The following is a 24,820-nucleotide window of genomic DNA, read 5'->3' on the forward strand; positions in this document are numbered from 1 at the left end:
AAAAAGTGTATTTTTGGATAATAAGATCTTAGCATGCTATCTGTACTTATCCCTGTTTATAATTATGATATTAGGCCGCTCGTGAATACACTTCATGAACAACTGACGTCTGCACAAATTAGCTTTGAGATCATTTGTATTGATGATTGTTCTAAAGCAGATATAAGTTCCATCAATTCTGAAATACAACAACTCGCACATACATCTTATCATGTATCATCCAGTAACAAGGGAAGAGTGGCTACGCGACATGCATTGGCAGTTCAAGCATCGTTTGATTGGCTCTTATTTTTGGATGCTGATGTATTACCAACTTCAGACACGTTTGTATCTAATTATTTGACGTATTTGACTTCGGATTATGATGCAGTATATGGCAGTTTTGCTTACAAAAAAGAAGCACCTCAACCAGATTTTGTATTGCGCTGGACTTATGGACAATCCAAAGAGCAAGTGAAAGCTGATATTAGAAACAAGAAGCCTTATAAGATTACCATTTCGGCAAATTTTCTCATAAGAACATCAGTATTTAAACACATCAATTCAAAAATCACCTATAAAGGCTATGGCTATGATAATTATTTCGGATCGCTTTTAAAAACTGAAAAATCGAAAATATGTCACATTGATAATGAAGTGTTTCACTTAGGTTTAGAATCCAATACTTCCTATTTAAATAAAGTAGAACAATCTGTAGACACCTTGTTGAAATTGGATAATCAAGGGTTAATCAACACTACTGAGAATAGTTTAATTGTTGTGTTTAGAACCTTAAAACAATGGCGATTAAATAGCTTATTTTCGTGGCTATTCAAAAAATTTAAAAGCCGTTTAACATCCAATTTGCTGAGTCAAAAACCAAGTATGCTTATGCTTCAATTATATAAATTGAGTTACATTTGCTATCAAGATTTAAACTCATGAATCCTTTTTTTTCAATAGTCATTTCGGTTTACAATAAGGAAAAGCACGTGGCTAACACCATTAATTCTGTACTTGATCAAACCTTTGATGATTTTGAAATAATCATAGTAAATGATGGCTCTACCGACAATAGTCTAGACGTCATACATCAATTTGAGGATTCTAGAATTACTGTCATTAACCAAGATAATCTTGGGGCATCCGAAGCTAGAAATGGAGGGATGAGCATAGCAAAGGGAAGATTTATTGCACTTTTAGATGGTGACGACCTTTGGGAGAATACCTTTTTACAGCAAATGAACAAGGCTATAAAAATGCATCCAAATCAATCTGTATTCTCGTGTGCTATTGCTCACAAATATGATGATAATATTGCTCCTGTTTCATATGGCTTTGAGGCTTATGAAGACCTACTTGTATTAGATTTCTTTAAAGCGAGTAACAAGCATGCTATACTATCGGGTTCTAGTGTCGTTTTTAAAACCTCTATTTTAGATGTTATAGGAAATTTTGACACGAATTACACCTCTGGAGAGGATACTGACTTTTGGGTTAGATTAGGTTTACATCATCCTGTAGTGTTCATCACTAAAATTTTGGTGCATTACGTTTATGATCGTAATAGTTTATCAAACAGCATCAGTAGTGTCGTAGGCAAGCCTAAATATGACAACTACTACCAAGAAGAAAAAAAGAATATCTATTTGAAAAAATATTTAGACCGAAACAGATACACTTTGGCTATTTTCAGTAAATTATATGATGATAAAAAGGCGTTTGACTTTTACAAAGCTGATATTGACGTAAAAAATCTCAACTGGAAACAAAATCTGTTATTGAAACTCCCTAAGTGGGCGATTAATTTCCTTTTAAGCATTAAAAGTTTAAGCGGTAAAAAGCTATACTACAAGTCTTTATAAGATTTAAAATCTTCGTAATTTCTAATATAATCAGACTCATCAAAATCGTCAGAAGCTAGAACCAAGCATACTGCTCCAGACGAAAAATTCTCTAACTCCCTCCAAATACCAGTAGGTATAAGTAATCCTTTATCGGGTTTATTAAGCATGATTTTTTTCTTATTCACACCATCATCAAGAACAACTTCAAAACTTCCGCTCAATGCAATTAAAAACTCAATCTGATTCTTATGAGCATGTCCACCTCTATAGGCGTCACTGGGCACATCATATAAATAATACACTCTCTTTATAGGATAGGGAATTGTATCCTTTTCAATAACAGCAAGGTTCCCTCTAGGATCAGTAATTTTGGGAATGTCAATTATTTTAATATTCATGTAATTGGTCTATTTTACCCTGAGACTTCAATGTGTTGTACATCTTAATGCCTTTAATTCCTACCGAAAATTTATAGGCAATATCGCCAATCCCGATAAAACGGCATCTTACGAGAAAAAAGATATACTTAATAAGCCAAAGATAGCTTAAATTACCATAAAACCGTTGATGCATAGCTGCTCTTGCATATATGGCGTTATCACCGCCCATTCGACGTCCTGAACTTTCATTAGGATGCATAACAATTGTTTTCGCCACATGCTGCATTGGTAAACCTTTATCATAAGCGTTTCTCAAAAATACATATTCTGTAACGCCTTTAAAGACCGATCCAACTCCAAAATAATGATTGAAATACACTTGCGCATCTTTAAACGCCAATCGTCTAAATGTAATGACCCATGTATAAATTCTTTTGAGTGAATCTTTAGAGTGTCTTCCCTCTGGATAATACGTAGTATAAGGTTTACCCTCTTCATCTATGGCTTCAAAAGAAATCATACTTGCATCTGTAAAATTTTGATAAGCAGTGACAATAGTATCTCGTAAGTTGGGTTGATATACAATGTCATCGTCAGACATCAAGCAAATATCCTTAGTAGCGTTTTGAATGGCTAAATTTCGACTTGCAGGTGATCCACGTTCTAAAGAATTAATCACTTTTATTTTGGGATTCTCAGATGTCAAGAATTTATCCTCTGTGGTTTGATTGACAATAATGATATCAAAATCGGTTATATCATTATGCTGAAATATAGGTTCTAAGAAGCTCAAATCTTCTTTAAACATAGTCGATATTAAAATTTCAATTTGTAATGACATTAGCTAAACCCTTACCATGTTAGGGGAATTCTTATTTTTGCTTAAAAGTAATATTTTTTATGCGAATATTGTTGGTTGGGGAATATAGTAGACTTCATAATTCTTTAAAAGAAGGACTTACCAAATTAGGACACGAAGTTGTTATAGTAGGAAACGGTGATGGCTTCAAAAACTATCCTGTTGATCTATTTCTCGATCATTCGTTTCATAAACCTTTTCTCAGAAAACTTAAAGTTGCCTTTTATAAATTAACATCTGTCGATTTAGGCTCGCTAGAGATCTATTTAAAAGCTGTTTATAAATTCAAAAAAATGAAAGGCTTTGATGTTGTCCAGCTTATCAATGAATCTCCTTTGGTTATTCAAGCCAAATATGAAAAACGATTTATCAAGCGCCTACTTAAGCACAATAAAAAATTATTCTTATTGTCTTGTGGTATTGATCATCAATGTATGAAATTTATGATGGATGGCAAGTTTAGGTATAGTATAATGAGCCCTTATTTGGCAGACAGGTCGTTATACAAACTTTATAAATTTCAGCTTCAATATTTAAATTCTGAGTTTACACGTTTGCATCATTTTATTTATGAACATGCCAATGGTGTGATTGCAACAGATATGGACTATCATCTGCCCTTAGTGGGACATCCCAAATATTTAGGATTAATCCCTAACGCTATAAATACTGAAAAGATAAAATACATTCCGTTTACAACTGATGGCAAAATTAAAATTTTTCATGGCGTCAATAAAAGCGCCATTGTAAAGAAGGGTAATATCTACTTCGAAGAGGCATTAAAAATCATAGAAAAAAAGTATGCCGACAAGGTCGAAATTAAAACCACATATAGTATTCCGTACGAACAGTATATTAAACTTTACGATGACTGTCATATCTTACTGGATCAAGCTTACGGATACGATCAAGGTTACAATGCACTTGAAGCGATGGCCAAAGGGAAAGTCGTGTTTACCGGAGCAGAAAAAGAATGGGTTAAACATTATGGGTTAGAGAAAAATACGGTTGCTATAAATGCAAAACCTGATGTAAACAGTCTCGTTAAAAACTTAGAGTGGTTAATTAACAATCCTGAACAGATTGAAATAATTTCTAAAAATGCCCGTCGTTTTATTGAAAAAGAGCACAACTTATTAAAGGTTACTAAACGTTATTTAGAAACCTGGAATAATAATTAGCTAAACTATCAAGTGTTTATCCATTCTATCTTTTTCCCCTTCCCAATCTCTTGTGATATCAGTTTTGAGGAGCTTAGCTGGAACACCGCCAATAAGAATATTGTTCCCCAGTTCAATGTAATCTTTATTACACAAGCTATTTGAAGCAATGGTGCAATAGTCTGGTGTCTTGGTTTTTGATAAAACCGTTACTCTAGTACTTACAAAATTATAATTTCCAATTTCAATCGGAGAAGAGAGTCTAAATGCTTCTTTGGTTTCAACATCAATTAGCTTGTGAAAATTGGTATCTATGATTTGGCATTCTGAACCAAACCTTGCATAATTGCCCAATACAATTGAATTTGTACAAATGAGTTTCCCACTAGTTCCTATAGATGCCATATTACCAAAAACACATTTAGCTTCTTCTTTGATATATATGAAGTTGTCTTTACCAAATTGTGCAAAACCATTAAATTCCATACGGCCTCTAAGATATAGTTCTGCAATACCCTTTGATCTGGTGTTCATCTCATATTGCTGACCAAAGCCAATCATTCCTCTTTTTATTGGAGCACTTATTTTAACCGAACCTTTTAGGCTAGAAAATTTAATGCTTCCATAAAAATAGAAAGGCAATTTTTTTGCTTGTCTAAATGGCAGCATTTTAAAATTAAAATACAATGTCTTTATCCAATTTACAGAAAAAAAGAACCTGATTTTTTTATAAATCGAATAGAAATAAAAATAAATATGTTTTAAAAGTTTAATCATCGGACTTATTAAAAAAACGATTTATGATAGCAAAAAGATCTACTCTTTTATTAAGTTCAACATAGGAGTAAGTTATAGACATTACAATTAAAACCGCATATAATATATACTTGTATAATAAGGTATTTATATATGTTGTAAAAAACGTCGCTAAGGCCAAAAATGACATGATTATAAAAATTGACACTAGTTCAGTACTAAGCTTTAATTTATAAAATTTACCTGTAACCATCTTCATTCCTAAAAAATGACATATATAATACACTAAAAAACTAATTCCTAAACCTTCCAATCCATAAAAATAATATCCCAAAATATTAAAGATTAACATCAAAGCATTAAAAAATACCGCTGTTTTAATAAATAATTTCGAATCTCCTTTTGCTAAAATCACATACCCCATTGACCAAGATAGGGTTTTAAATAGTATTCCTAAAATAGCCCAAGATATAAAACCAGTAATGACCAGAAACTCGTTTGAATATAAGACCTTTACTATTATTGGTAAGAAAGATAAAAAGCCAACAACTAGAGGACCAATAATTAAAATGCCTATAACTGCCTGTTGACTAACAGTTGAATTGACTTTGTCTTCAAAAGAAACAATTCCTGATAATCTTGGAAAGTAATCCGTTTGCATGGCATTAAAAACCATTCCTACATAAGAATTCATAATCATAAAACCTGCTACATAATACCCTACTTCATCCACACCTCCAGCATGACTTAGATATAACTGAAAAACATATGCCGCTACTAGAGTAATAGTCCCTCTTACACTCAACATAAAACCTAAGCCCAGCATGCCTTTTGCCTTTAAATAAACGTCTTTATTTGAAAGTTTTACTTTTTCAAAACTGAGTTTATTACTGTAAAACCAACTCACACTTAAAGCTGCTAATGACGAGAGTACAATTACTGGAACAATAGCATCCAATCTAAAAAAGTAGTATAATGGCAGACTTACTAAGAGCGCAATAAAATTTCCAAGAAGATTTGCTTTAGCCAACAATTTTAGTTTCCTAAAACCCTGTAACAATGCCAGCTGTCCTGATGATAATTGATTAAAGAGCAAAGATAACGAGATCCAGATGAACCCGATAGTATACTCATAATTATCAAATGCTAACAGACTTAATAATGGAGAAAGTATAATAGTTACGACAACACCTAGCAATCCTGTAAACCAAACTACTTTTCGAATCGTAGCGACAACCTCAGATACTTGATTATGATCATCTTGATTATCAGATAACGCTATTTCACGAACGGCTGTGGTGTCTAAGCCTAATCGGGTGACTTCTCCAACGACTTTCAATGTCGAAGATAAAAGACCAATAATTCCCATACCTGCGGGTCCTATCCAAAGTGCTACGACTTTAGAACGAACTATAGAAATTAAAATACTAAATACTTGCACTGCTCCAAAGAGAGAAGTAGATTTTAAAATATTCGTATAGTCTCTATTATGTTTAGGCATTACCTGTTATCACTCTTTAGAACTTTCAGTAATTATCCCAAATAGGGATGAACCAAAAATAAGCAATACAATTCCAAAGTGCATTAAATAGCTTAAAAAATGCCCAATAACTGCTCCTTCAACACCAAAAACATCAATAAGATAGATACTAGATATGTATAGCATTACTACAAGGAACACTTCAATTATGATAAAGTGTGTAAACATTTTCTTGGCTAAGAATTGATAAGCGATAACAATAGACAATACTTTTACAAAATCACCTAGAAGTTGCCAGAAGAATAGATGTTCTACAGGTTTAAATTCATCAGAAAAGATAAGTGGCACTATGAATGGCTTTAAAAAGTAAAGCAAGAGCAAACCCAAACCAAAAATAGGCATCACCGATTTATAAAATCCAAATACTTCTTTTCTAAATTCTTTTTTACTGTCTATCTCACTAAATCTAGGGACTATATAAAGCGTAATAATAGAAGTAATGAACATCAAGTAATAATCAGATATTCTATTCATCGCTTCCCAATAACCGGCTTCTTTAATACCAACTTCGGCTATGATATAGTTACGAATGTAAATTGAAATAATTGGCAAAGCTATTGCAGTCACTAATGCCATTGCTGCATATGGACCAAACGATTTCAAAATAGTAAAGCTTATATGATCTGCTTTGATATAAGTCATCAAATTTCTTCGATTCATAATTCCAACCAAAGTAATCAGAAATATGAGCGAAGGCGCAACGACAGCAGCTATTAAAGCGCCATCAATATGATTTTGGTAGATTAAGAGTAAGGTAATAAGTAAGCCTAAAATTTGACCAATAATATTTATAATGAGCAACATTTTATAATTAGAAAACCCATTCATTATTGAAAAACTCATCATATTTAATGCATAGAATGGCAATGCTAAAGCCATTATTTTTATGATATATGCAAAATTATAATTGGAAGAAAATAAGAAATCGTTTACGTATTGTGCATTATAATACGTGAGAAACGATACAAGTATCGTTGAAAAAAAGCACAAATAATATGCTGTTGATAAGGTTTGACTTAGCTTAACACTATCTTCTTTAAACTTAGCTATAGTCTTAACAACACCATTATAAAATCCTAAGATAGATACCGATTGTGCCGCACTTAGAAAGTTTCTAAGGTTTCCTATAAGCGCCATGCCTTCTACACCAATAAAAATAGCAATAGCTTTTGATGTTAAAATGCCAGCTATGATCTTGGTAACAATAGTTGCCGAGTTAAGATGCGCAACTTTAAACAATACATTAGTATTAATGTATTTTATTAAGTTTTTCAATTAATAAAGGTTTAGGGCATTAACAATTGTTTCAATCTCGTCAGTAGTCATTACTGGACTCATTGGTATACTCACCACAGTCTCATGAATGGCCTCTGTTAACGGCAAATATAAAGATTTAAATGGCAATAGTGCTTTTTGGTGGTGAGGCGCTATAGGATAGTGAATTAAATAACCTATTTGTTTCTTATTTAAATAGTCTATAAAATCCTCTCTATTTTGTACGCGAATAACAAATACATGGAACACATGATTGGCAGATAGATCATAAAATGGCAACTTGATTTTTGTATTAGTTATACCATCCAAATAACGTTTTGCTATACCTTGTCTGACTTTATTATCTTCATCAAGATCATGTAACTTAACATTTAAAAAAGCAGCTTGCAATTCATCTAATCGGCTATTGACACCTATGGTTTCATTGACATATTTTTTTGAACTCCCATAGTTATGTAATAATAAAATATAATGTGCTAGCTCTGTATCATTTGTTGTTACTGCCCCAGCATCACCAAGGGCTCCAAGGTTTTTAGTTGGGTAAAAGCTAAAAGCAGCTGCATGTGAAAGATTACCTGCTTTTTTTCCTTCTGAAATTGATAATGCTCCATGAGCTTGGGCAGCGTCCTCCACAACCAACAAATTATGAATTTTGGCTATAGCATTTATTGCGGTCATATCAGCCAACTGACCATATAAGTGAACAGCCAAAATGACTTTAGTCCTTACGGAAATATGCTTTTCTATTTCTGACGGATCTATATTAAATGTAGCTTCATCTGGTTCAACAAAAACAGGCTTTAAACCTGTGTTAATTATAGATAAAATTGATGCGATATAGGTGTTTGCTGGTACAATAACCTCATCTCCTTTATTTAATTTACCTAGATCTATATAGGCTTTAAAGATTAACATAAGTGCGTCTAAACCATTACCTACTCCAATGCAGTACTGCGCACCACAATAAGCTGCAAACTGTTTTTCAAACTGTTTTACTTCAGAACCTTTTATGTAATATCCAGAATCTAAAAACGTTTTAAATCGAGATAAAAATACGTCCTCATATCTAGCATTGATTTTATTTAAGTCTAAAAATTTAATCATTAATGTCTATTTTCCATATGTCTTGTGTAAATATACGACAACCCAATTCTTGTTTCTGTTTTAGCATCCCTTCGCTATAACCCAATTCTGAATTATCATTAACTGTTCCCATCGAAAAATAGTTCAATCCCTCATCTCGAAATAGGTATATTAAATATACAAAAAGCATATCCAAGGCATTTAATTTTTCACCAATAGCAGAAGCCATTCCATATTGAGACTTTACAACGTCACCCTTTTTAAAAATGGTAATCCCAGCTAATACCTCATCATCACGATAGATATTGTACTGACGTATTTCTTGTTTGAACTTACTGTTCAAGTATTCTATTTCGGTTAAGCTATGTACTGGTTTAGCGTTGTGTTTGTCATTTAGGCGATTGACGAGAACCTCATTCCAAAATACACTCAATTCTTCTGGACTTTCTTTGATGATGAATCCCTTAGATTTTAATTTGTTAAACCGTTTGAGCTTTGTTTTGTGAATCTTAAAGTCTGAGTTATAATCAACCGCTAAAATAATATGTTGTGTTATCACACTACTACTGCTATGTCTTTGCCAAAAGTTATGTACTTCTTCTGATTTAGAATTGTAAAATTCTGGCAGAGGTTTAACAATTAGAGATTTTACCTTATGAGCTTTTAAATACTGAATAACTTCAGCACATATCTCATCTTTTTGATTGGTATTAAGGGCATCTTTAAAAATAAGTCCTCCATAGGTTAACCCTTGATGCGAATGCACTACACCATTTGACATATTCGCAGGGAAAACAGCTAAAAGTTCATCGTTGTCAAAAATCAACAAGGAGAAATCATCAAAACGATCTTGATGATATTCCATAAAATCGCGATGAAATAAAAATGTGGCATTGCTAGAATTAGCAATAAACACATCCCAAATGATATTATGACTTTTACTATATTTTGAAATTTTTAAATGCATCAACTTTAAATATGCATAAGTTAAGTTCTTAAATTGCGTTCAAATTACGATATTTTTGAATCTTAAAATCACTTTTCAGTTCGATTATTTTATATTTGGACAACGATAAAACTAAATTTTGAATTATAAGCATATACTTGATAAAAACCCCATTTTATGGGCTATTTTTTTTATTGTGTTTTTATCGGTAGTCAGCAATGATGCCATATATTCTCCTGACACAAGAAGTTATATCAATGCTCTACCTTACAGACATTTAGGTTATGTTATCTTTTTAAAGGTTTTTAAATTGATATTTAATGGATTCTTTGACATTAGCGTTATTATTTTTCAAACTGTATTCACGCTAACTTCGATTCATGTATTTTATAAAAAAATATGTAAACTACTCCATTTCAATACAATCATAAAATTCGTGTTTCTTGCAATTTTATTGTTTCCCCTTTTCAAACCCCTATCTGTTGCCAATAATATTTGTCCAGAAGGGATTAGTTATGGACTATATCTATTATTTATTGCTTATAGCTTGGATTTGTTCTTTAATGAAAATCGGAAAAAATGGATTGCTTTTATCTTACTTTATTTTGCACTAACATTTACAAGAGGACAGTTTATACTTATTCCTTTAATAGTTGTTTTTGTTTATTTTTTTAAAAACAAAAACAAGTTGCTAAAGCGTTCTTTAATTTTTAAATCCCTTGTATTGATTTGTATTCCTGTTGTTTTAGTTTTGATTGAATCAACTTATCACAAATTAAAAGATGGTATTTTTATGACAACGCCTTTTGGTTTTGTAGCTGCATCTGGATCTGCTTTTTATGTGTCCGAAAGTCATAATATAAATGATATGCAAAGTGACAATGATAGGGCTATTTTCGAATTGTGCTACACTAAATTAAATCAAGAAAAATTATTACTCTCATCACGAGACAGTTTACAGTCTTATTCTGAACACTATAAGTATTACCATGATAACCTTCCTGACATATGTAATCGGACTATTCATTATTTAGGCAAAAATTTTTATTATGAAAAGGAATTACAAAAGGAAAAAAACTCAAAACTCGCTCATGCTAAAGCATATTACAATATTGAAAAGTCATGTAGAAATATAACATTGATTTTAATTAAAAGTAATTTTAAAAAATGGATAAACATTTACTATGCAAATATCTCACACGGTTTTTACTCAAGCTTCTTATTCATTATGGTGGTATTGATTTTTCTTTTTAGTATTGTTAAGTTTTTATTTAACCCAAGTGATAAACGTTTAACATTGTTACTGTTTTTATCGGCTCTAACCTTATCTAATGCAATGTTAATTGCTTTTGCCAGCCATTCGATTATAAGATATCTATTCTATAATTACGTTTTAATATTTATCATAGGAGTTCTATTAATCAAACTTTTAAGACATGGAATCAAAAATTGAACTATCTATAGTAATGCCATGCTTAAACGAGGAAGAAACACTCGCTACATGCATCTCGAAAGCTCAAAGTTTTTTGCAAACAAATCAGGTTATAGGTGAAATCATAATTGCAGATAATGGTAGCACAGATAATTCGATAGCCATTGCCACTAAACATCAAGTCAAAATAGTTCATATTGAAGAAAAAGGATATGGAAACGCCCTTAAAGGAGGGATAAAAGCTGCCCAAGGTTCCTATGTTATAATGGCAGATGCAGATGATAGCTATGATTTTGAAAATTTAATGCCCTTTTTAGAAAAACTAAGAGAAGGATACGACCTAGTTATGGGAAACCGTTTTAAAGGTGGAATTAAAAAAGGAGCCATGCCTTTTTTGCACAAATACCTAGGAAATCCTGTTTTATCATTTATTGGCAAGCTCTTTTTTAAAATTAAAATAGGTGATTTTCACTGTGGATTAAGAGGATTCTCTAACGCAGCATTTTATAAAATGGACTTAAAAACAACAGGAATGGAATTTGCTTCGGAAATGATTGTGAAATCAAAGCTTAATGACCTTAGTATAACGGAAGTCCCAACTATTCTGCATAAAGATGGGAGAACAAGAGCTCCACACCTAAATACGTGGAACGACGGTTGGCGTCACCTACGCTTTCTATTACTTTATAGTCCTAAGTGGCTATTTCTTTACCCTAGCTTAATTCTTTTAATTTTTGGTCTAATCACGTCAATAATACTTATTATAAAACCTATTACTTATGATGACATTATGTTTGACATTCATACTTTATTATATGCTGCAAGTATGACTCTCATTGGGTTTCAATTTTTTATTTTTTATGCTCTGACTAAAATTTTTGCAGTAGAAAACGGACTCTTACCCAAAAGTAAACGCTACAATAATTTGTTTAAATACCTAAATTTAGAAAAAGGTTTGTTAACTGGTGTACTATCCTTACTTATTGGTGTGTTTTTAAGTATTAAAGGAATTTTCTTTTGGGAGTCTTTAAATTTTGGAAGTCTAGATCCTTCGCGTACCTTTAGAATAATAATTCCAGCTGTATTTACAATACTATTCGGAATTCAAATTATTTTATTTAGTCTATTTTTTAGTATTCTTAGTTTGAAAAGCAAATCTCAATAACCTAGCATTTCATTTTAAAGGTTAACCATGTTTTTCAAATACAAATAGGTTGTTTAATCCTAACTGAAATTTTTTATGGGTTAATAATTTAAACTGTTGCTTGTCTAACAATGTATACACCTCTTTTGTCTTAAAACCGTAATGTTCATCTAAAGACATACCATCTACCAATTTGAGGGTGGTTAAAATTGTTAGAATATGATCTACTAAAGGAGACGGCACAGTAATAATAACACGTCCTAAAGGCTTTAGTAATTTATTAAAATCTTCATTAAATAGTAGTTGCTGTTCTCGAGGAATATGTTCTAAAACCGCCAACATAACGATACAATCAAATTGTGTATCTTCTGGTATAGCCTCTGGAAATTTACCAGGAATCAAAGTATGCTTTCCTTGCTTGATTGTGTCTGTTAACAATGGGTCTAAACCAATACTAGGTTGAATTGGTTTATTTTTAAGTGATTGGAACAAGTGCCCATCAAAACAGCCAATATCCAAAACCTTGTCATTAGATCTAATATAATGACTTCCTTGTTTTATTCTCCAATCTCTTAAGACTCTATCTAAAAACTTCATTCCACAACTTTATTATTTTGGAAAACTGCTTCAAATCTGCAAAACGTTTATTAATTGCTATAAATACTGGACCAAAATAAACAAAAAAGGAATTCAATACAGAATTCCTTTTCTTCATCTACATATTTGCAGGTTACTAAATGCTTTTATTACGCTTACGTTCTACTTCTTTTAAGTAGATTTTACGAAGTCTTAAGTGATTTGGTGTCACCTCAACATATTCATCTTTTTGTATGTACTCTAAGGCTTCTTCTAGAGAAAATTTAATTGCAGGAACAATCTTAGCTTTATCATCTGCACCAGCACTACGTACATTACTTAATTTTTTAGTTTTAGTGACGTTAACTGTCATATCATCACCACGAGAATTCTCTCCAATGACTTGACCTTCATAAATATCTTCTCCTGGATCAATAAAGAATTTACCTCTATCTTGTAATTTATCGATAGAATATGGAATGGCTTGACCATTTTCCATAGACACTAAACTTCCATTTTGACGTTCAGGAATTCCACCTTTTAATGGTTGATATTCTTTAAAACGGTGTGCCATAATCGCTTCTCCAGCAGTAGCTGTTAGCAACTGGTTACGCAACCCTATAATTCCTCTTGAAGGCACGATAAACTCACACACCATACGCTCACCTTTAGCCTCCATACTTAGCATTTCTCCTTTACGCATGGTTACCATTTCAATGGCCTTTCCAGACACTGTTTCAGGTAAATCGATAGTCATCTCTTCTACGGGTTCACATTTCACACCATCAATGTCTTTAATGATTACTTGTGGTTGTCCTATTTGTAGTTCATAACCCTCTCGACGCATTGTTTCGATTAGAACCGATAAATGCAATACACCACGACCGAAAACCATAAACTTATCTGCACTATCAGTTTCTTCAACTCGTAATGCCAAGTTCTTTTCAAGCTCTTTGGTTAAACGTTCCTTAATATGTCTTGACGTTACATACTTACCATCTTTTCCAAAAAAAGGAGAGTCATTAATTGTGAAAAGCATGCTCATTGTTGGCTCATCAATCGCTATAGTTTTAAGTCCTTCAGGCGCTTCCCAATCGGCAACAGTATCACCAATTTCAAATCCTTCTAGTCCAACAATAGCACAAATATCTCCGGCTTGTACTTCATCTACTTTCTTTCGTCCTAAACCTTCAAACGTATGTAATTCTTTTATTTTAGATTTCACCACACTGCCATCACGTTTCACCAATGAAATGTTTTGACCAACCTTTAATTCACCACGTGTTAAACGCCCAATCGCAATACGACCGGTAAACGAAGAGAAATCTAAAGATGTGATTAACATTTGTGTTGTTCCTTCTTCAATTTTTGGCTCAGGAATATGTTCAATCACCATATCTAAAAGTGGTTCGATATTTTCAGTTTCATTTTGCCAATCGTCGCTCATCCAGTTGTTCTTAGCCGAACCATAAACTGTTGGGAAGTCTAACTGCCATTCTTCTGCGCCTAATTCGAACATTAAATCAAATACCTTTTCATGAACTTCATCAGGTGTACAGTTCTCTTTATCAACCTTATTGATAACTACACAAGGTTTCAAACCTAAATCGATCGCTTTTTGTAATACGAAACGTGTTTGCGGCATTGGTCCTTCAAATGCATCAACTAAAAGCAATACGCCATCGGCCATATTCAATACACGCTCTACTTCTCCTCCAAAATCGGCGTGACCTGGTGTATCAATAATATTGATTTTAGTGTCTTTATACTTTACAGAAACATTTTTAGAGGTAATCGTAATCCCTCTTTCTCTCTCAAGATCGTTGTTATCAAGAATTAAATCTCCTGTATTTTCATTTTCACGAAATAACTGACAGTGGTACATGATTTTATCAACCAATGTTGTTTTTCCGTGATCGACGTGTGCAATAATTGCAATGTTTTTAATAGTAGCCATAATTATGCCTTATTTTAAGCGTGCAAAGGTACGTTAAATTCCGCTTAAACAATCAATCTTTGTGAATAATTAAAATTCTCACTTTCTAATTGCCTTGTGAAGTAACTTCAACGCCTTACAAACCGTATAATCACCTGATAATTAATACCATTAAAGTTTTTCTGTTGATGTGTTAAAATTTCCGAAGCTTAAGTTAATTAAATGTTATTCTCATAACAGAATATAATTTCCATGCGTATCTTTCGTTATCCAATTGATTAATAGTAAATAGCCTCCTTACCAACCACAAATTTGGCGATTTACATCTGAATTTAATAACAGATGCAAACGATTAGTAAATATTCAAAATTTGTGCCTTACCTCTACTTTTTAGCGGTAATTGTCTATTGGTTTACCGATGTAAATAGAAGCGAAGGCCTCACAGCATATCCTATTCTCTTATTTGGAATTCCATTTTTATGGCAATTGATAAAGCCTAACAAAAAACTAAATTTCACGTTAGGCATCACCTTTGTGTGTTTATCTTCTTATTTGATTCTAGCGTATCTTTCAAACATTTTTAACATAGTAAACGTGTCGTTAGCTAAACAATTTATCGTTTATGGTGGCATATTTGTCATTGCCAACTTTGTTATGGCGCTGTGGATGATTCGAAATAGTCTCAATAGAAGCTTTTAATACCATTCTTGATTTGTATCTTTGCGCAGAAATTTGAAATTTTAAGCAGATGCATTTATCAGACGTTCCAAAACTGAAACACACGAATTCAAACAACTTCTTTTTACTTTGTGGCCCTTGTGCTATTGAAGGGGAAGATATGGCGTTACGTATAGCTGAAAAGGTCATATCTATAACTGATAAATTAGATATACCATACGTTTTTAAAGGTAGTTTTAAAAAAGCCAACCGAAGTAGAATTGACAGTTTTACTGGTATTGGAGATGAAAAAGCACTTAAAATTTTGCAAAAGGTATCCCAAACTTTTGATATCCCAACAGTGACTGATATTCATGAAGCATCCGATGCCGATAAAGCAGCAGAATATGTAGATGTACTTCAAATTCCGGCGTTTTTAGTTCGCCAAACCGATTTAGTAGTTGCTGCTGCCAAGACTGGCAAAGTGGTGAACCTTAAAAAAGGTCAGTTCATGAGTCCTGAAGCTATGAAACATGCAGTTCAAAAAGTAAAAGACTCCGGAAGTGATAAAGCTTGGATTACAGATCGCGGAACTATGTTTGGTTATCAAGATATGATTGTTGATTTTAGAGGCATTCCAACAATGCGTGCCATTGCACCCACGGTTTTAGATGTCACCCATTCTCTTCAGCAACCTAATCAAAGTGTTGGTGTTACTGGCGGACGACCAGATATGATCGAGACTATTGCAAGAGCTGGAGTGGTCAATAATGTTGATGGTTTATTTATAGAGACTCATTTCGATCCAGCAAATGCTAAAAGTGATGGTGCCAATATGCTACATTTGGATAATCTTGAGTCCTTATTGACCAACCTAGTTGCTATTAGAAAAACGGTTAATAGCTTATAAACCATGATAGAAGACATAGAAATTAGGGAAGCTACGCTGGATGATATTCCAGAAATCACATCAATTTTCAGGGATACTGTTAGAACTGTTAACAGTAGAGATTACAACGAAAAACAAATTGAAGTTTGGGCTTCTGGTGCTGACGATATTGAGAAATGGGAAGAACGCATTAAGAAGTTTTACTTTTTAGTTGCAGAAGTAGGAACTACCATTGTAGGTTTCTCTTACCTAAGTAAAGGTTATTATTTAGACGGTTTATTTGTTCATAAAGATTTCCAGAGACGAACCATAGCCTCAAAGCTATTGCGAATTATGGAATCAAGAGTGTCTATAAATGGTTTTGATACCATCAAATCTGATGTGAGTATAACTGCACTCGATTTTTTTGACTCCCATTTTTATGAGGTCGAAAAAAAACAGAAAAAATCACATAAAGGGCAGGTTTTTGAAAACTATATAGTATATAAAGATCTATAGGTTTTATTTCAAAAACGATTTGTTCTTATGCTTTTCAACTTCTTTAAGAATATTAATGAACAGTTCATCATTTATATCTTCTAACGCTTTATAACGCATAGACTTAACAACTTTGCGCTTTTCAGACACCATAAATTCGGTATACTTTGTGAGATGTGCCGAATGCCAAAATCCAACATCAACATAATCCTTACTCTGATTGAGATAGCAAATAGGTCGAGAATCTACATAATAGCAAGGGATTCGCCACTTATACTTCATTTCGGCATTTGGAAAGGTATGCTCAATAAGTATTTGCAAATGCAATAATATAGACTTATATGGCTCAGGCTGCTTTAATATGTAGGCTTCAGCTGGGTTCACTCAATTTAGAAAATCCTTATAATACCAATCACCAGGAGTGCAATACCAATAATAGCCTTAAATGGCATCAATTTATCGGACAATTTTTTTAAACCATCACCTAAAGCTGGTACTTTACCAATAGAATGCGCTAAGAGTAGGATTCCACCTAAAATACTTACAACATTATACAAGGTTCCATTCCAAAATTTCAGTATTGCCAGTACAATAAGTGCGCCTCCAATAACGGTTTGAAATGGTGCTAACACACCTGCAATTTTATTAAAGAAATTGCTCTCACCATCCCATTTATCTAAGGTTGCTAAACCCAATAGTACGCCTCCCGAAATATTTGCAATTGTTAATAGTAGTCCAATCATGATCTTAAAGTATTTATTGTTATCCTATAAATATAATTATTATCTTTAGTTTATGAGATACATTTTTTTAACATTATCACTGTTTCTAGTGAATACTGTCTTTTCGCAAAATTATGAATGGATAGATAATAAAGTAAAAAAATATCCAAACTTTAGTCATATAGAGGTACTCCTCTTAAGAGTTTCGAACGATTTTAATACAGATGAAGAAAAAGTGAGAGCCTTTTATACTTGGATTTCACATAACATAAGCTACGACCTTAATAGATACTACAGTTATAGTCCTCCTGAAATGCAAATCACTTTTGATTCTGAGCGTCTCAATAAAAGTATTCAAAGGCAAAAAAATGAGAAACTCATAAAGAGAACATTAACTAGCAAAAAGGCAATTTGCTTAGGTTTTAGCACATTGTTTAATGAACTTTGTTTAAGATCTGGGATTGATTCACAGATTATAAAAGGCATAACCAAATTGTCTACAAACGAAATTAACTCTACACGAAACATAAAAAATCATGCTTGGAACGCTGTTAGAATTAATGATAAATGGCGACTTGTGGATGTAACCTGGTCTAATGGTTATGAAAATATGAATACAAGGTCATGGACTAAGCGATTTAATGATTTTTACTTTTTTACCGATCCAAATGAGTTTTTAAATTCTCATCTACCCGAAAATCCGACCTTACAATTTGTAGCACATCCTATAAACATCAAATCATTTTTTGAAACTCCTATTTTTTATGCTAAATATTTCGAAAGTGGTGTGAGAGTTGCCAATAATCAAAAAGGACTTATTGAATTAAAAGAAAAGAACAATACCATTAGAATTGTTTTTAAAGAAAAAGCAAACACTTCAAAGATCTATTATAAGTTTGAAAACAAAAAGCATTCAAAAGAACTCAACCTTATAAAAAAAGGCAATAATCTCTACGTTGCTTCATTAAAGTATCGGTCTAATGTTTCAAATGTATTGAGTCTATATTATGAAAATGAAAAGATTTTAGATTTTAAAATTGAAAAATAATTGTTTGTTTCATTTTTATTTTTTTACTTTGTATTTCAAAGTACTTTAATATGGAATCAAAAAACTATCTTCAGGATATAAGTGATATCAAAAACATGATGAGTAAATCGTCTCGTTTTTTATCCATTAGTGGTCTATCTGGTATCTTAGCAGGAATCTATGCTTTAATTGGTGCCTATATAGGGTATCGTATTATCTATTCTGATAATTTGGTTACTATAGATGGCTACAACACTTTGATTATTACAAAACAAGGTACAAATCAGATTTTTTTAATTGCCATAACCGTTGTAGTCATGTCTATACTTACTGGTATTGTTTTAAGTTATGCAAAAGCAAAAAAGCAAAATGAAAGCATGTGGGATTCTACATCAAAGCGTCTCATTATTAATTTCATGATTCCTCTGGTTACTGGTGGGATTTTCATTATGCTTTTATTAGAAAAAAACGTGTATGCTCTAGTAGCACCGCTTACAATGATCTTTTATGGTTTGGCTTGTGTGAACGCTAGCAAATATACTTTAGGTTATATCAGATATTTGGGAATTACTATGATTGTTCTTGGTTTAATTTCAACGTATTTTTTAGGTTACGGATTGTTTTTTTGGGCCTTTGGCTTTGGTATTTGTCATATTTTCTATGGAACAATTATGCATTTTAAATACGACAGAACAACATAAGTTAGCCATTTCATAACTTTGAACCATTAATCTGAAACCATAAGCGTGAGCATTATCAATAACATAAACAAAGCCTTTGACCATCGTATTAGATTGGGTATCATGTCAGTTTTAATGGTAAATGAATATGCCGATTTCAACATGTTAAAAGAACTATTAGGAGCAACCGATGGTAACCTTGCAAGTCATACAAAGGCATTGGAAAATGCAGAATATATTAAAGTAGAAAAACAATTTATTGGGCGAAAACCAAACACACGCTACTCTACTACCAAATTAGGTAGAGCAGAATTTAAAAAACACATAGAAGCACTGGAAAAACTAATTAATAAACAATAAAAAAAATTTACATGCCTACTTTGAATTTCAAAGTAGAAAACAGTTAAATTCAATGAAAAACTTTGTAGACAAAAATTCAATAGTAAGAGAAATTTGGGGAAATAGCGACACTATACTTCTCATATTTGCTGGTGCTTCTGCTGAATTTGCACTCAATAAAGCTGTAGATTGGCTTTACTTTACTGGCCGTCTTCCTAAAGACCCTTTAGGCCGTCTATTTTCTACCGTTTCTTATGCGCGTCAAATTGTGTTCTCTGAAAAAGAGTCTGCCTACAAAGCCATAGAAACAATTAATAACATCCACCATTCAGTAGAAAAAAAACGTGGTCAATCCATTCCCGATTGGGCCTATAGAGATGTTTTATTTATGCTTATCGATTACTCGATTAGGTCTTTTGAACTATTAGAGCGCCAACTCGAAACCCATGAAAGACACGACATTTTTAATGTGTTTTTAGAAGTAGGTAAACGAATGCATATAAAAGACCTTCCTCAAGATTATGAAGCCTTTAAACACATGAGACATCACCATATTAAACATCATCTTTACAATGGAGAATTCACTAAAAATCTATATAAACAATATAGAAAACATCTTGGATTCATGCGATACCGATTGTTACTAGAATCACAAATTCTAATTGTACCAAAAGCAGTATGTCAACTTTTAGAACTAAGAAACGTATCGCTTATAAGTCCGTTAATTTCACTTTACAAGTTTAGTAGACTTATACATTTAGACCGTTTATTAAAAGCGATGATATTACCATCAAATTATAAAGAAGATATAAAATCCTTAAATCATTTAAACTCATAGAAATTAACTATTTTTTTATTATCAAACTTTGAAATTCAAAGTACTTTAAAACACATATTATGAAACATATTTTAATTGGTATTGCGGCAATCCTATTTAGCGTTCTTTTTTACGAACAGCACATTGGATTGAATCTTTCAATTTTTTCATTAGCCACCATAGCTATATTAGTTTTTTACAATCCGAAAGCATTTAAAAACAGATACACTATCGTACACGCCATACTATATATCGCTACGGCAATAGTTGTATTTATGCAACACTCCTATCTTTCGATCATAGCAAATTGTGTAGCGTTTTTTACTTTAGTTGGTGCAGTATCTGAGGATAAAACCTCAATTTATGTGTGTTGGCTTAATGGTCTTTATACGTCTATTGCTGGTTTCTTTCATAGAAATTTTGAAGTGGATGATGATGTCGAAAAAGTAAGTTTGAAAAAAGATATAGACGTCATTCATCTTACAAAACTTATCGGTATCCCATTAGTTTTTATTGTCGTATTTATTCTTTTGTATAAAAATGGGAATCCAATGTTCAACAACTTGGTTTCTAAAATAAGCTTTGAGTTCATCAACATGCAGTGGGTTTTATTTTGTGTTTTAGGTTATTACTTATTCAGTAATATCTCAAAACCAATCATAGTAGAATCTGCAACCTCAGCAGATTTGAATACTAAAAATGAATTGGTCAAACCTGATGACGTTTCCGAAGAAAAATTAAAAAAAGAAAAACAATTAGGAACAACGCTGCTAGGCTTACTCAACCTGTTAATCGTTCTCTACATAATCACCGATATTGCATCACTCATCATTGGAGAGGACACTAGTGCTCCAACCCTTTCTAGTTTGGTACACAATGGGATCTACACGCTTATTGCTTCAATAGTTATTGCCATTGTTATTATTCTCTACTTTTTTAGAGGTAACCTTAACTTTTATAGTGAAAATAGAACCTTAAAAAACTTGACATTTTTATGGATCTTTCTCAATATCATACTCATTGCTTTAATCGCTATTAAAAATCAAAACTACATTACTTCTTTTGGTTTAACCTATAAGCGTATTGGTGTTCACATTTATATTTTATTGACTTTGGTCGGTCTCATTACCACTTTCTTAAAAGTGTTGAATATAAAAAACATGGCCTTTCTCTTTAGAAGAAATACCCAAATTGCTTTTATCGTACTCATACTAATGAGTGCCATCAATTGGGACCAAACCATAACAGTATACAATCTTAAACATGCTAATGGTTTTGATGTCAATTATTTGATTAACCTCTCAAATAGAAATGCCATTTTGCTTAATGATAAAAAGGACGTTTTAAATATTTCTGAAAGCGACAAAAACCGAATTAGCGCAAAATACCGAACCTATATGATCACACTAAGACAACGCGATTGGCAAGAGTGGAGTTATGAGAATTTTTTAATTGAAGATGACAACTCTAATTCTGAATAGCATGCATGTTGTAAGTAATCTCGCAAAATCCTGCCTTTTAGCTACAGTTATTTTCTGGATAATTGCAGGCACAGACTATATGGACATAGATATGATCCTTGTTATTTTTCTGTCTTTTATACCGATATTTTTTATAGCCACTATAGTAATTTTAGGTTCTATATATGTTATTTTTTGGCTAAGGGTAAAGAACGGTTTTAGCAAGAGGCAAGTCTATAAAACCTTTTATCCGTATTATGCTATTACTGCTTTTGGAATCGCCGTATTTGGAATTATTAGTTCCGGTTTTGACATCTATATCATTGCTTTTTTTACTTCCGCTTTTATAACCACGAGTCAGTCCTGGATTTGGTTCGCTAAAGAAAAACAAAGATGAAGCATATACGAAAGCAATTTATAGAATGGTTATTTGAACACTCTCAAAAGGTGTATACTAGGCTATTTAAAAACCATGAGCCTTGGGGAATTTACAAACAAGAGCTCCTCACCTATCCCAAAGCATCATTTGGTAGATCTCTAGGCGAGTTTTTGGATAACAATGATTTTGAACTTATCGCCAAAGTAGAACGACATGATGCCTACCATACACTAACAGGATATGGAACTCGAGTTGAAGATGAAATTGCTTTGCAATGTCTTTGTTTTGGAAACGGAAAACGAAGTTTATATTTATATGGCGCTATGATTTTAGGCATCCTTATTTTACCAGATTATTATAAGTATTACTACCGTTCATATCATATTGGGAAAAACGCAAATCCGTTTCATCATTTTAATTATAAGAACTTACTATATGTAAATATTGAAGACCTAAGACATGCAATTTTTTCGAAGCAACAACGTAATATATTAATACCAAACGCAAATGGATAGACTAATACTGGCAAAAAAAACAGCACTAATTTCTTTTACAACAGGTACTATTCTTTTAGTCCTACAGTTTTGTTTTCAAAATGAGTTTGCAATTGCACTATTTGGCTACTATTATCTGTTATTTGCTATAATCGTCAATAGCCTAATGGTGTTGTATTTATTAGGCACTTTGATTCTTAAAAACAACCCTATTAAAACGTTAAAATCTATTGGTATCTTAATCATTAACATCCCAATTGCAATAGTGTATACTTCTATTGTAATCGACTATATATTTTAAAAAATTATGAAGAAACTGAGACTCCTAGTATTACTGACTGTATTTATTTTATTTGCCTTGATTATCACCAATTATATGGTCAGTTATCAAGCAAAAGACTATGTCTATAACTCAGTAACAGACATTCCAAAAAACAAAGTTGGTTTACTTTTAGGAACTTCAAAATTCTTATCTAACGGAAACATCAACTTGTATTATACCTATAGAATTAATGCAACTGTAGCACTTTATAATGCCAATAAAATAGAATTTGTACTCATAAGTGGTGATAATGGAAGTAAGAGTTATGATGAACCCACCACATTCAAAACCGATTTGATCGCACAAGGCATTCCTGAAGACAAGATCTTTTTAGACTATGCAGGATTTCGAACATTAGATTCTGTGATACGCTCTAAAAAAATATTTAGTCAAGATTCAGTAACTATTATATCACAGCAATTTCATAATGAACGTGCTATTTACCTAGCAAAGCATAACAACATCAATGCTATCGCTTATAATGCCAAAGATGTTCAAGGGCGTTACGGACTTAAAGTACAACTTCGCGAATATCTTGCTAGAGCAAAAGCATCTATGGATGTATTATTTAACGTAGAACCTAAATTTTTAGGAGAAAAAATAGAAATCAAATGACCATCAAATTCAACAAACCCTTTTTTGCATCAAGTCTGCTGCTGTTACTCACAGAAGTGGGTATCGCAGCATTTTTATCTGAAGGTTTCATTAGACATACCTTTGGCGATTTTTTGGTGGTCATTTTGATCTATTGCTTTTTGCGAAGTTTTATTCAAACCAAACCTATTTACATTGCCATTGTTGTTTTTATCATTGCTTTTGTTATAGAATTTCTGCAACTGTTTAACCTTTTAGATTATTTGAATCTAAGACATAACAAAATGGCTACCATTATTTTAGGAAGCACTTTCGAAGTCACCGATCTTATTGCCTACACCTTGGGTATTATAACCATTTTATTAATTGACAAAAAAACAAGTAGCTCATGAACACCATAAAAACACTCATCTTTACTAGATTCAAAATTTTATCCTTATTGACCATTTCTATAGTCTTAAGCATCGTCTTACTCATGATACGTATGAAGTTGCACCATTCTTTTTACTTATTGTTTCTAGTTTGGAATCTATTCTTAGCCATTATTCCATATGCCATTAGCACAGGACTTACCAGTACATCAAAAATCAATAAATTCTTGTTTTTACTTTGGTTTGGTGTCTGGCTGCTTTTTTTACCTAATGCGCCTTATATCGTAACCGATTTCTTGCATTTAATCAATTCAAAATTCCATTTGATGTGGTTAGACATATTGGTTATTGTATCATTTGCATTTAATGGATTGATCTTATTTTTTCTATCGCTTTCCGATATGGAAAAATTATTAAAGCAGTATATAAACCCCAAACTTGTCTTTCCTATAATGCTCTCCATTTTTGGACTGACGGCCTTTGGTATTTATCTAGGTCGATTCCTTAGGTATAATTCATGGGAAATAGTAAATAACCCTATCGATATTCTTTCGGACATGTTTTGGCTCCTATTTGAGCCTAACCTTGAAGCATGGATATTCACTTTAACTTTTGCGTCATTTCTAGCCATAAGCTATTGGATGTTAAAAGCCTTTTCAAACTCTAAAACTTAAACTAT

Annotated in this window: 29 protein-coding genes; 18 read left to right on the forward strand and 11 right to left on the reverse strand. The window is 32.4% G+C overall.

Features of this window, described 5'->3' with window-relative positions:
* The first annotated feature begins 33 nt into the window (after positions 1-33).
* Positions 34-924 carry a glycosyltransferase family 2 protein gene (locus KWG70_RS12795; RefSeq protein WP_230936434.1) on the forward strand — a complete coding sequence of 297 codons (891 nt, stop codon included), beginning with the start codon at positions 34-36 and terminating at the stop codon, positions 922-924.
* Positions 921-1,844, forward strand: coding sequence for a glycosyltransferase family 2 protein (locus KWG70_RS12800; protein ID WP_230936435.1), 924 nt, complete (start codon positions 921-923; stop codon positions 1,842-1,844). The genes KWG70_RS12795 and KWG70_RS12800 overlap by 4 nt, the downstream gene beginning before the upstream one ends.
* Here KWG70_RS12800 and KWG70_RS12805 read toward each other — a convergent pair.
* A complete protein-coding gene (locus KWG70_RS12805) occupies positions 1,829-2,224 on the reverse strand; it encodes a sugar 3,4-ketoisomerase (protein WP_230936436.1) in 396 nt (131 codons plus the stop codon). The genes KWG70_RS12800 and KWG70_RS12805 overlap by 16 nt on opposite strands.
* Positions 2,214-3,014 (reverse strand): glycosyltransferase family A protein, encoded by an 801-nt coding sequence (locus KWG70_RS12810; protein WP_230936437.1) that lies wholly within the window; start codon positions 3,012-3,014, stop codon positions 2,214-2,216. The genes KWG70_RS12805 and KWG70_RS12810 overlap by 11 nt, the downstream gene beginning before the upstream one ends.
* Before the next feature lie 92 nt (positions 3,015-3,106).
* On the opposite strand from KWG70_RS12810, the gene KWG70_RS12815 reads away from it, so the two are divergent.
* Positions 3,107-4,246, forward strand: coding sequence for a glycosyltransferase family protein (locus KWG70_RS12815; RefSeq protein ID WP_230936438.1), 1,140 nt, complete (start codon positions 3,107-3,109; stop codon positions 4,244-4,246).
* Here KWG70_RS12815 and KWG70_RS12820 read toward each other — a convergent pair whose 3' ends face one another.
* The 5 genes from KWG70_RS12820 to KWG70_RS12840 form a co-directional block, all read right to left on the reverse strand.
* Positions 4,247-4,894 (reverse strand): acyltransferase, encoded by a 648-nt coding sequence (locus tag KWG70_RS12820; RefSeq protein WP_230936439.1) that lies wholly within the window; start codon positions 4,892-4,894, stop codon positions 4,247-4,249.
* A 100-nt stretch (positions 4,895-4,994) separates the two neighbouring features.
* The gene (locus KWG70_RS12825; protein WP_230936440.1) at positions 4,995-6,482 is read right to left on the reverse strand and encodes an oligosaccharide flippase family protein; all 1,488 of its coding nucleotides are present in this window, start codon (positions 6,480-6,482) and stop codon (positions 4,995-4,997) included.
* 9 nt (positions 6,483-6,491) lie between these two features.
* Positions 6,492-7,796: an O-antigen translocase gene (locus tag KWG70_RS12830; RefSeq protein WP_230936441.1), complete on the reverse strand. Its 1,305-nt coding sequence runs from the start codon at positions 7,794-7,796 to the stop codon at positions 6,492-6,494.
* Positions 7,797-8,900: a DegT/DnrJ/EryC1/StrS family aminotransferase gene (locus KWG70_RS12835; protein ID WP_230936442.1), complete on the reverse strand. Its 1,104-nt coding sequence runs from the start codon at positions 8,898-8,900 to the stop codon at positions 7,797-7,799.
* Entirely contained in the window at positions 8,893-9,846 is a 954-nt protein-coding gene (locus KWG70_RS12840) for a GNAT family N-acetyltransferase (protein ID WP_230936443.1), read from the reverse strand. The genes KWG70_RS12835 and KWG70_RS12840 overlap by 8 nt, the downstream gene beginning before the upstream one ends.
* A 118-nt stretch (positions 9,847-9,964) precedes the next feature.
* Between KWG70_RS12840 and KWG70_RS12845 the strand changes: the two genes are divergently transcribed.
* Positions 9,965-11,278: a hypothetical protein gene (locus tag KWG70_RS12845; RefSeq protein ID WP_230936444.1), complete on the forward strand. Its 1,314-nt coding sequence runs from the start codon at positions 9,965-9,967 to the stop codon at positions 11,276-11,278.
* Positions 11,262-12,422 carry a glycosyltransferase family 2 protein gene (locus KWG70_RS12850; RefSeq protein ID WP_230936445.1) on the forward strand — a complete coding sequence of 387 codons (1,161 nt, stop codon included), beginning with the start codon at positions 11,262-11,264 and terminating at the stop codon, positions 12,420-12,422. The genes KWG70_RS12845 and KWG70_RS12850 overlap by 17 nt, the downstream gene beginning before the upstream one ends.
* Positions 12,423-12,443: 21 nt before the next feature.
* On the opposite strand, the gene KWG70_RS12855 is transcribed toward KWG70_RS12850, so the two are convergent.
* Together KWG70_RS12855 and typA are read right to left on the reverse strand one after the other, a co-directional pair.
* On the reverse strand, positions 12,444-12,998 hold the full coding sequence (locus KWG70_RS12855; protein ID WP_230936446.1) for a class I SAM-dependent methyltransferase: 555 nt from the start codon (positions 12,996-12,998) through the stop codon (positions 12,444-12,446).
* A 136-nt stretch (positions 12,999-13,134) separates the two neighbouring features.
* Positions 13,135-14,934: a translational GTPase TypA gene (typA, locus tag KWG70_RS12860; RefSeq protein ID WP_230936447.1), complete on the reverse strand. Its 1,800-nt coding sequence runs from the start codon at positions 14,932-14,934 to the stop codon at positions 13,135-13,137.
* Positions 14,935-15,255: 321 nt separating this feature from the next.
* Between typA and KWG70_RS12865 the strand changes: the two genes are divergently transcribed.
* The 3 genes from KWG70_RS12865 to KWG70_RS12875 are packed head-to-tail and all read left to right on the forward strand — an operon-like array spanning position 15,256 to position 16,957.
* Positions 15,256-15,612 (forward strand): hypothetical protein, encoded by a 357-nt coding sequence (locus KWG70_RS12865; protein ID WP_230936448.1) that lies wholly within the window; start codon positions 15,256-15,258, stop codon positions 15,610-15,612.
* 49 nt (positions 15,613-15,661) lie between these two features.
* Positions 15,662-16,480 carry a 3-deoxy-8-phosphooctulonate synthase gene (gene kdsA, locus KWG70_RS12870; RefSeq protein ID WP_230936449.1) on the forward strand — a complete coding sequence of 273 codons (819 nt, stop codon included), beginning with the start codon at positions 15,662-15,664 and terminating at the stop codon, positions 16,478-16,480.
* 3 nt (positions 16,481-16,483) lie between these two features.
* Positions 16,484-16,957: a GNAT family N-acetyltransferase gene (locus tag KWG70_RS12875; protein WP_230936450.1), complete on the forward strand. Its 474-nt coding sequence runs from the start codon at positions 16,484-16,486 to the stop codon at positions 16,955-16,957.
* Between the two features lie 3 nt (positions 16,958-16,960).
* Here KWG70_RS12875 and KWG70_RS12880 read toward each other — a convergent pair whose 3' ends face one another.
* Entirely contained in the window at positions 16,961-17,320 is a 360-nt protein-coding gene (locus KWG70_RS12880; RefSeq protein ID WP_230936451.1) for a DUF1801 domain-containing protein, read from the reverse strand.
* Positions 17,321-17,325: 5 nt separating this feature from the next.
* On the reverse strand, positions 17,326-17,679 hold the full coding sequence (locus KWG70_RS12885; protein ID WP_230936452.1) for a hypothetical protein: 354 nt from the start codon (positions 17,677-17,679) through the stop codon (positions 17,326-17,328).
* Between the two features lie 52 nt (positions 17,680-17,731).
* Here KWG70_RS12885 and KWG70_RS12890 point away from each other — a divergent pair, with 52 nt between their 5' ends.
* From KWG70_RS12890 to KWG70_RS12935, 10 genes are all read left to right on the forward strand, one after another.
* Positions 17,732-18,706 carry a transglutaminase domain-containing protein gene (locus KWG70_RS12890; protein WP_230936453.1) on the forward strand — a complete coding sequence of 325 codons (975 nt, stop codon included), beginning with the start codon at positions 17,732-17,734 and terminating at the stop codon, positions 18,704-18,706.
* A gap of 50 nt (positions 18,707-18,756) precedes the next feature.
* On the forward strand, positions 18,757-19,386 hold the full coding sequence (locus KWG70_RS12895) for a hypothetical protein (protein WP_230936454.1): 630 nt from the start codon (positions 18,757-18,759) through the stop codon (positions 19,384-19,386).
* A gap of 45 nt (positions 19,387-19,431) precedes the next feature.
* Positions 19,432-19,725, forward strand: a complete 294-nt coding sequence (locus KWG70_RS12900; protein ID WP_230936455.1) for a winged helix-turn-helix domain-containing protein — start codon at positions 19,432-19,434, stop codon at positions 19,723-19,725.
* A gap of 52 nt (positions 19,726-19,777) precedes the next feature.
* Positions 19,778-20,542, forward strand: coding sequence for an oxygenase MpaB family protein (locus KWG70_RS12905; RefSeq protein ID WP_230936456.1), 765 nt, complete (start codon positions 19,778-19,780; stop codon positions 20,540-20,542).
* 59 nt (positions 20,543-20,601) lie between these two features.
* Positions 20,602-22,002, forward strand: coding sequence for a DUF4153 domain-containing protein (locus KWG70_RS12910; RefSeq protein WP_230936457.1), 1,401 nt, complete (start codon positions 20,602-20,604; stop codon positions 22,000-22,002).
* A 372-nt stretch (positions 22,003-22,374) separates the two neighbouring features.
* Entirely contained in the window at positions 22,375-22,875 is a 501-nt protein-coding gene (locus tag KWG70_RS12915; protein ID WP_230936458.1) for a ubiquinone biosynthesis protein COQ4, read from the forward strand.
* Positions 22,868-23,155 (forward strand): hypothetical protein, encoded by a 288-nt coding sequence (locus KWG70_RS12920; protein WP_230936459.1) that lies wholly within the window; start codon positions 22,868-22,870, stop codon positions 23,153-23,155. Before KWG70_RS12915 ends, KWG70_RS12920 begins: the two co-directional genes overlap by 8 nt.
* Positions 23,156-23,161: 6 nt before the next feature.
* Positions 23,162-23,791 (forward strand): SanA/YdcF family protein, encoded by a 630-nt coding sequence (locus KWG70_RS12925; RefSeq protein ID WP_230936460.1) that lies wholly within the window; start codon positions 23,162-23,164, stop codon positions 23,789-23,791.
* On the forward strand, positions 23,788-24,162 hold the full coding sequence (locus KWG70_RS12930) for a ribosomal maturation YjgA family protein (RefSeq protein WP_230936461.1): 375 nt from the start codon (positions 23,788-23,790) through the stop codon (positions 24,160-24,162). The genes KWG70_RS12925 and KWG70_RS12930 overlap by 4 nt, the downstream gene beginning before the upstream one ends.
* Positions 24,159-24,815 carry a DUF1361 domain-containing protein gene (locus KWG70_RS12935; protein ID WP_230936462.1) on the forward strand — a complete coding sequence of 219 codons (657 nt, stop codon included), beginning with the start codon at positions 24,159-24,161 and terminating at the stop codon, positions 24,813-24,815. Before KWG70_RS12930 ends, KWG70_RS12935 begins: the two co-directional genes overlap by 4 nt.
* The last annotated feature ends 5 nt before the right edge of the window (positions 24,816-24,820 follow it).

It is taken from the genome of Psychroserpens luteolus (assembly GCF_021032705.1).
GTDB lineage: Bacteria > Bacteroidota > Bacteroidia > Flavobacteriales > Flavobacteriaceae > Psychroserpens > Psychroserpens luteolus.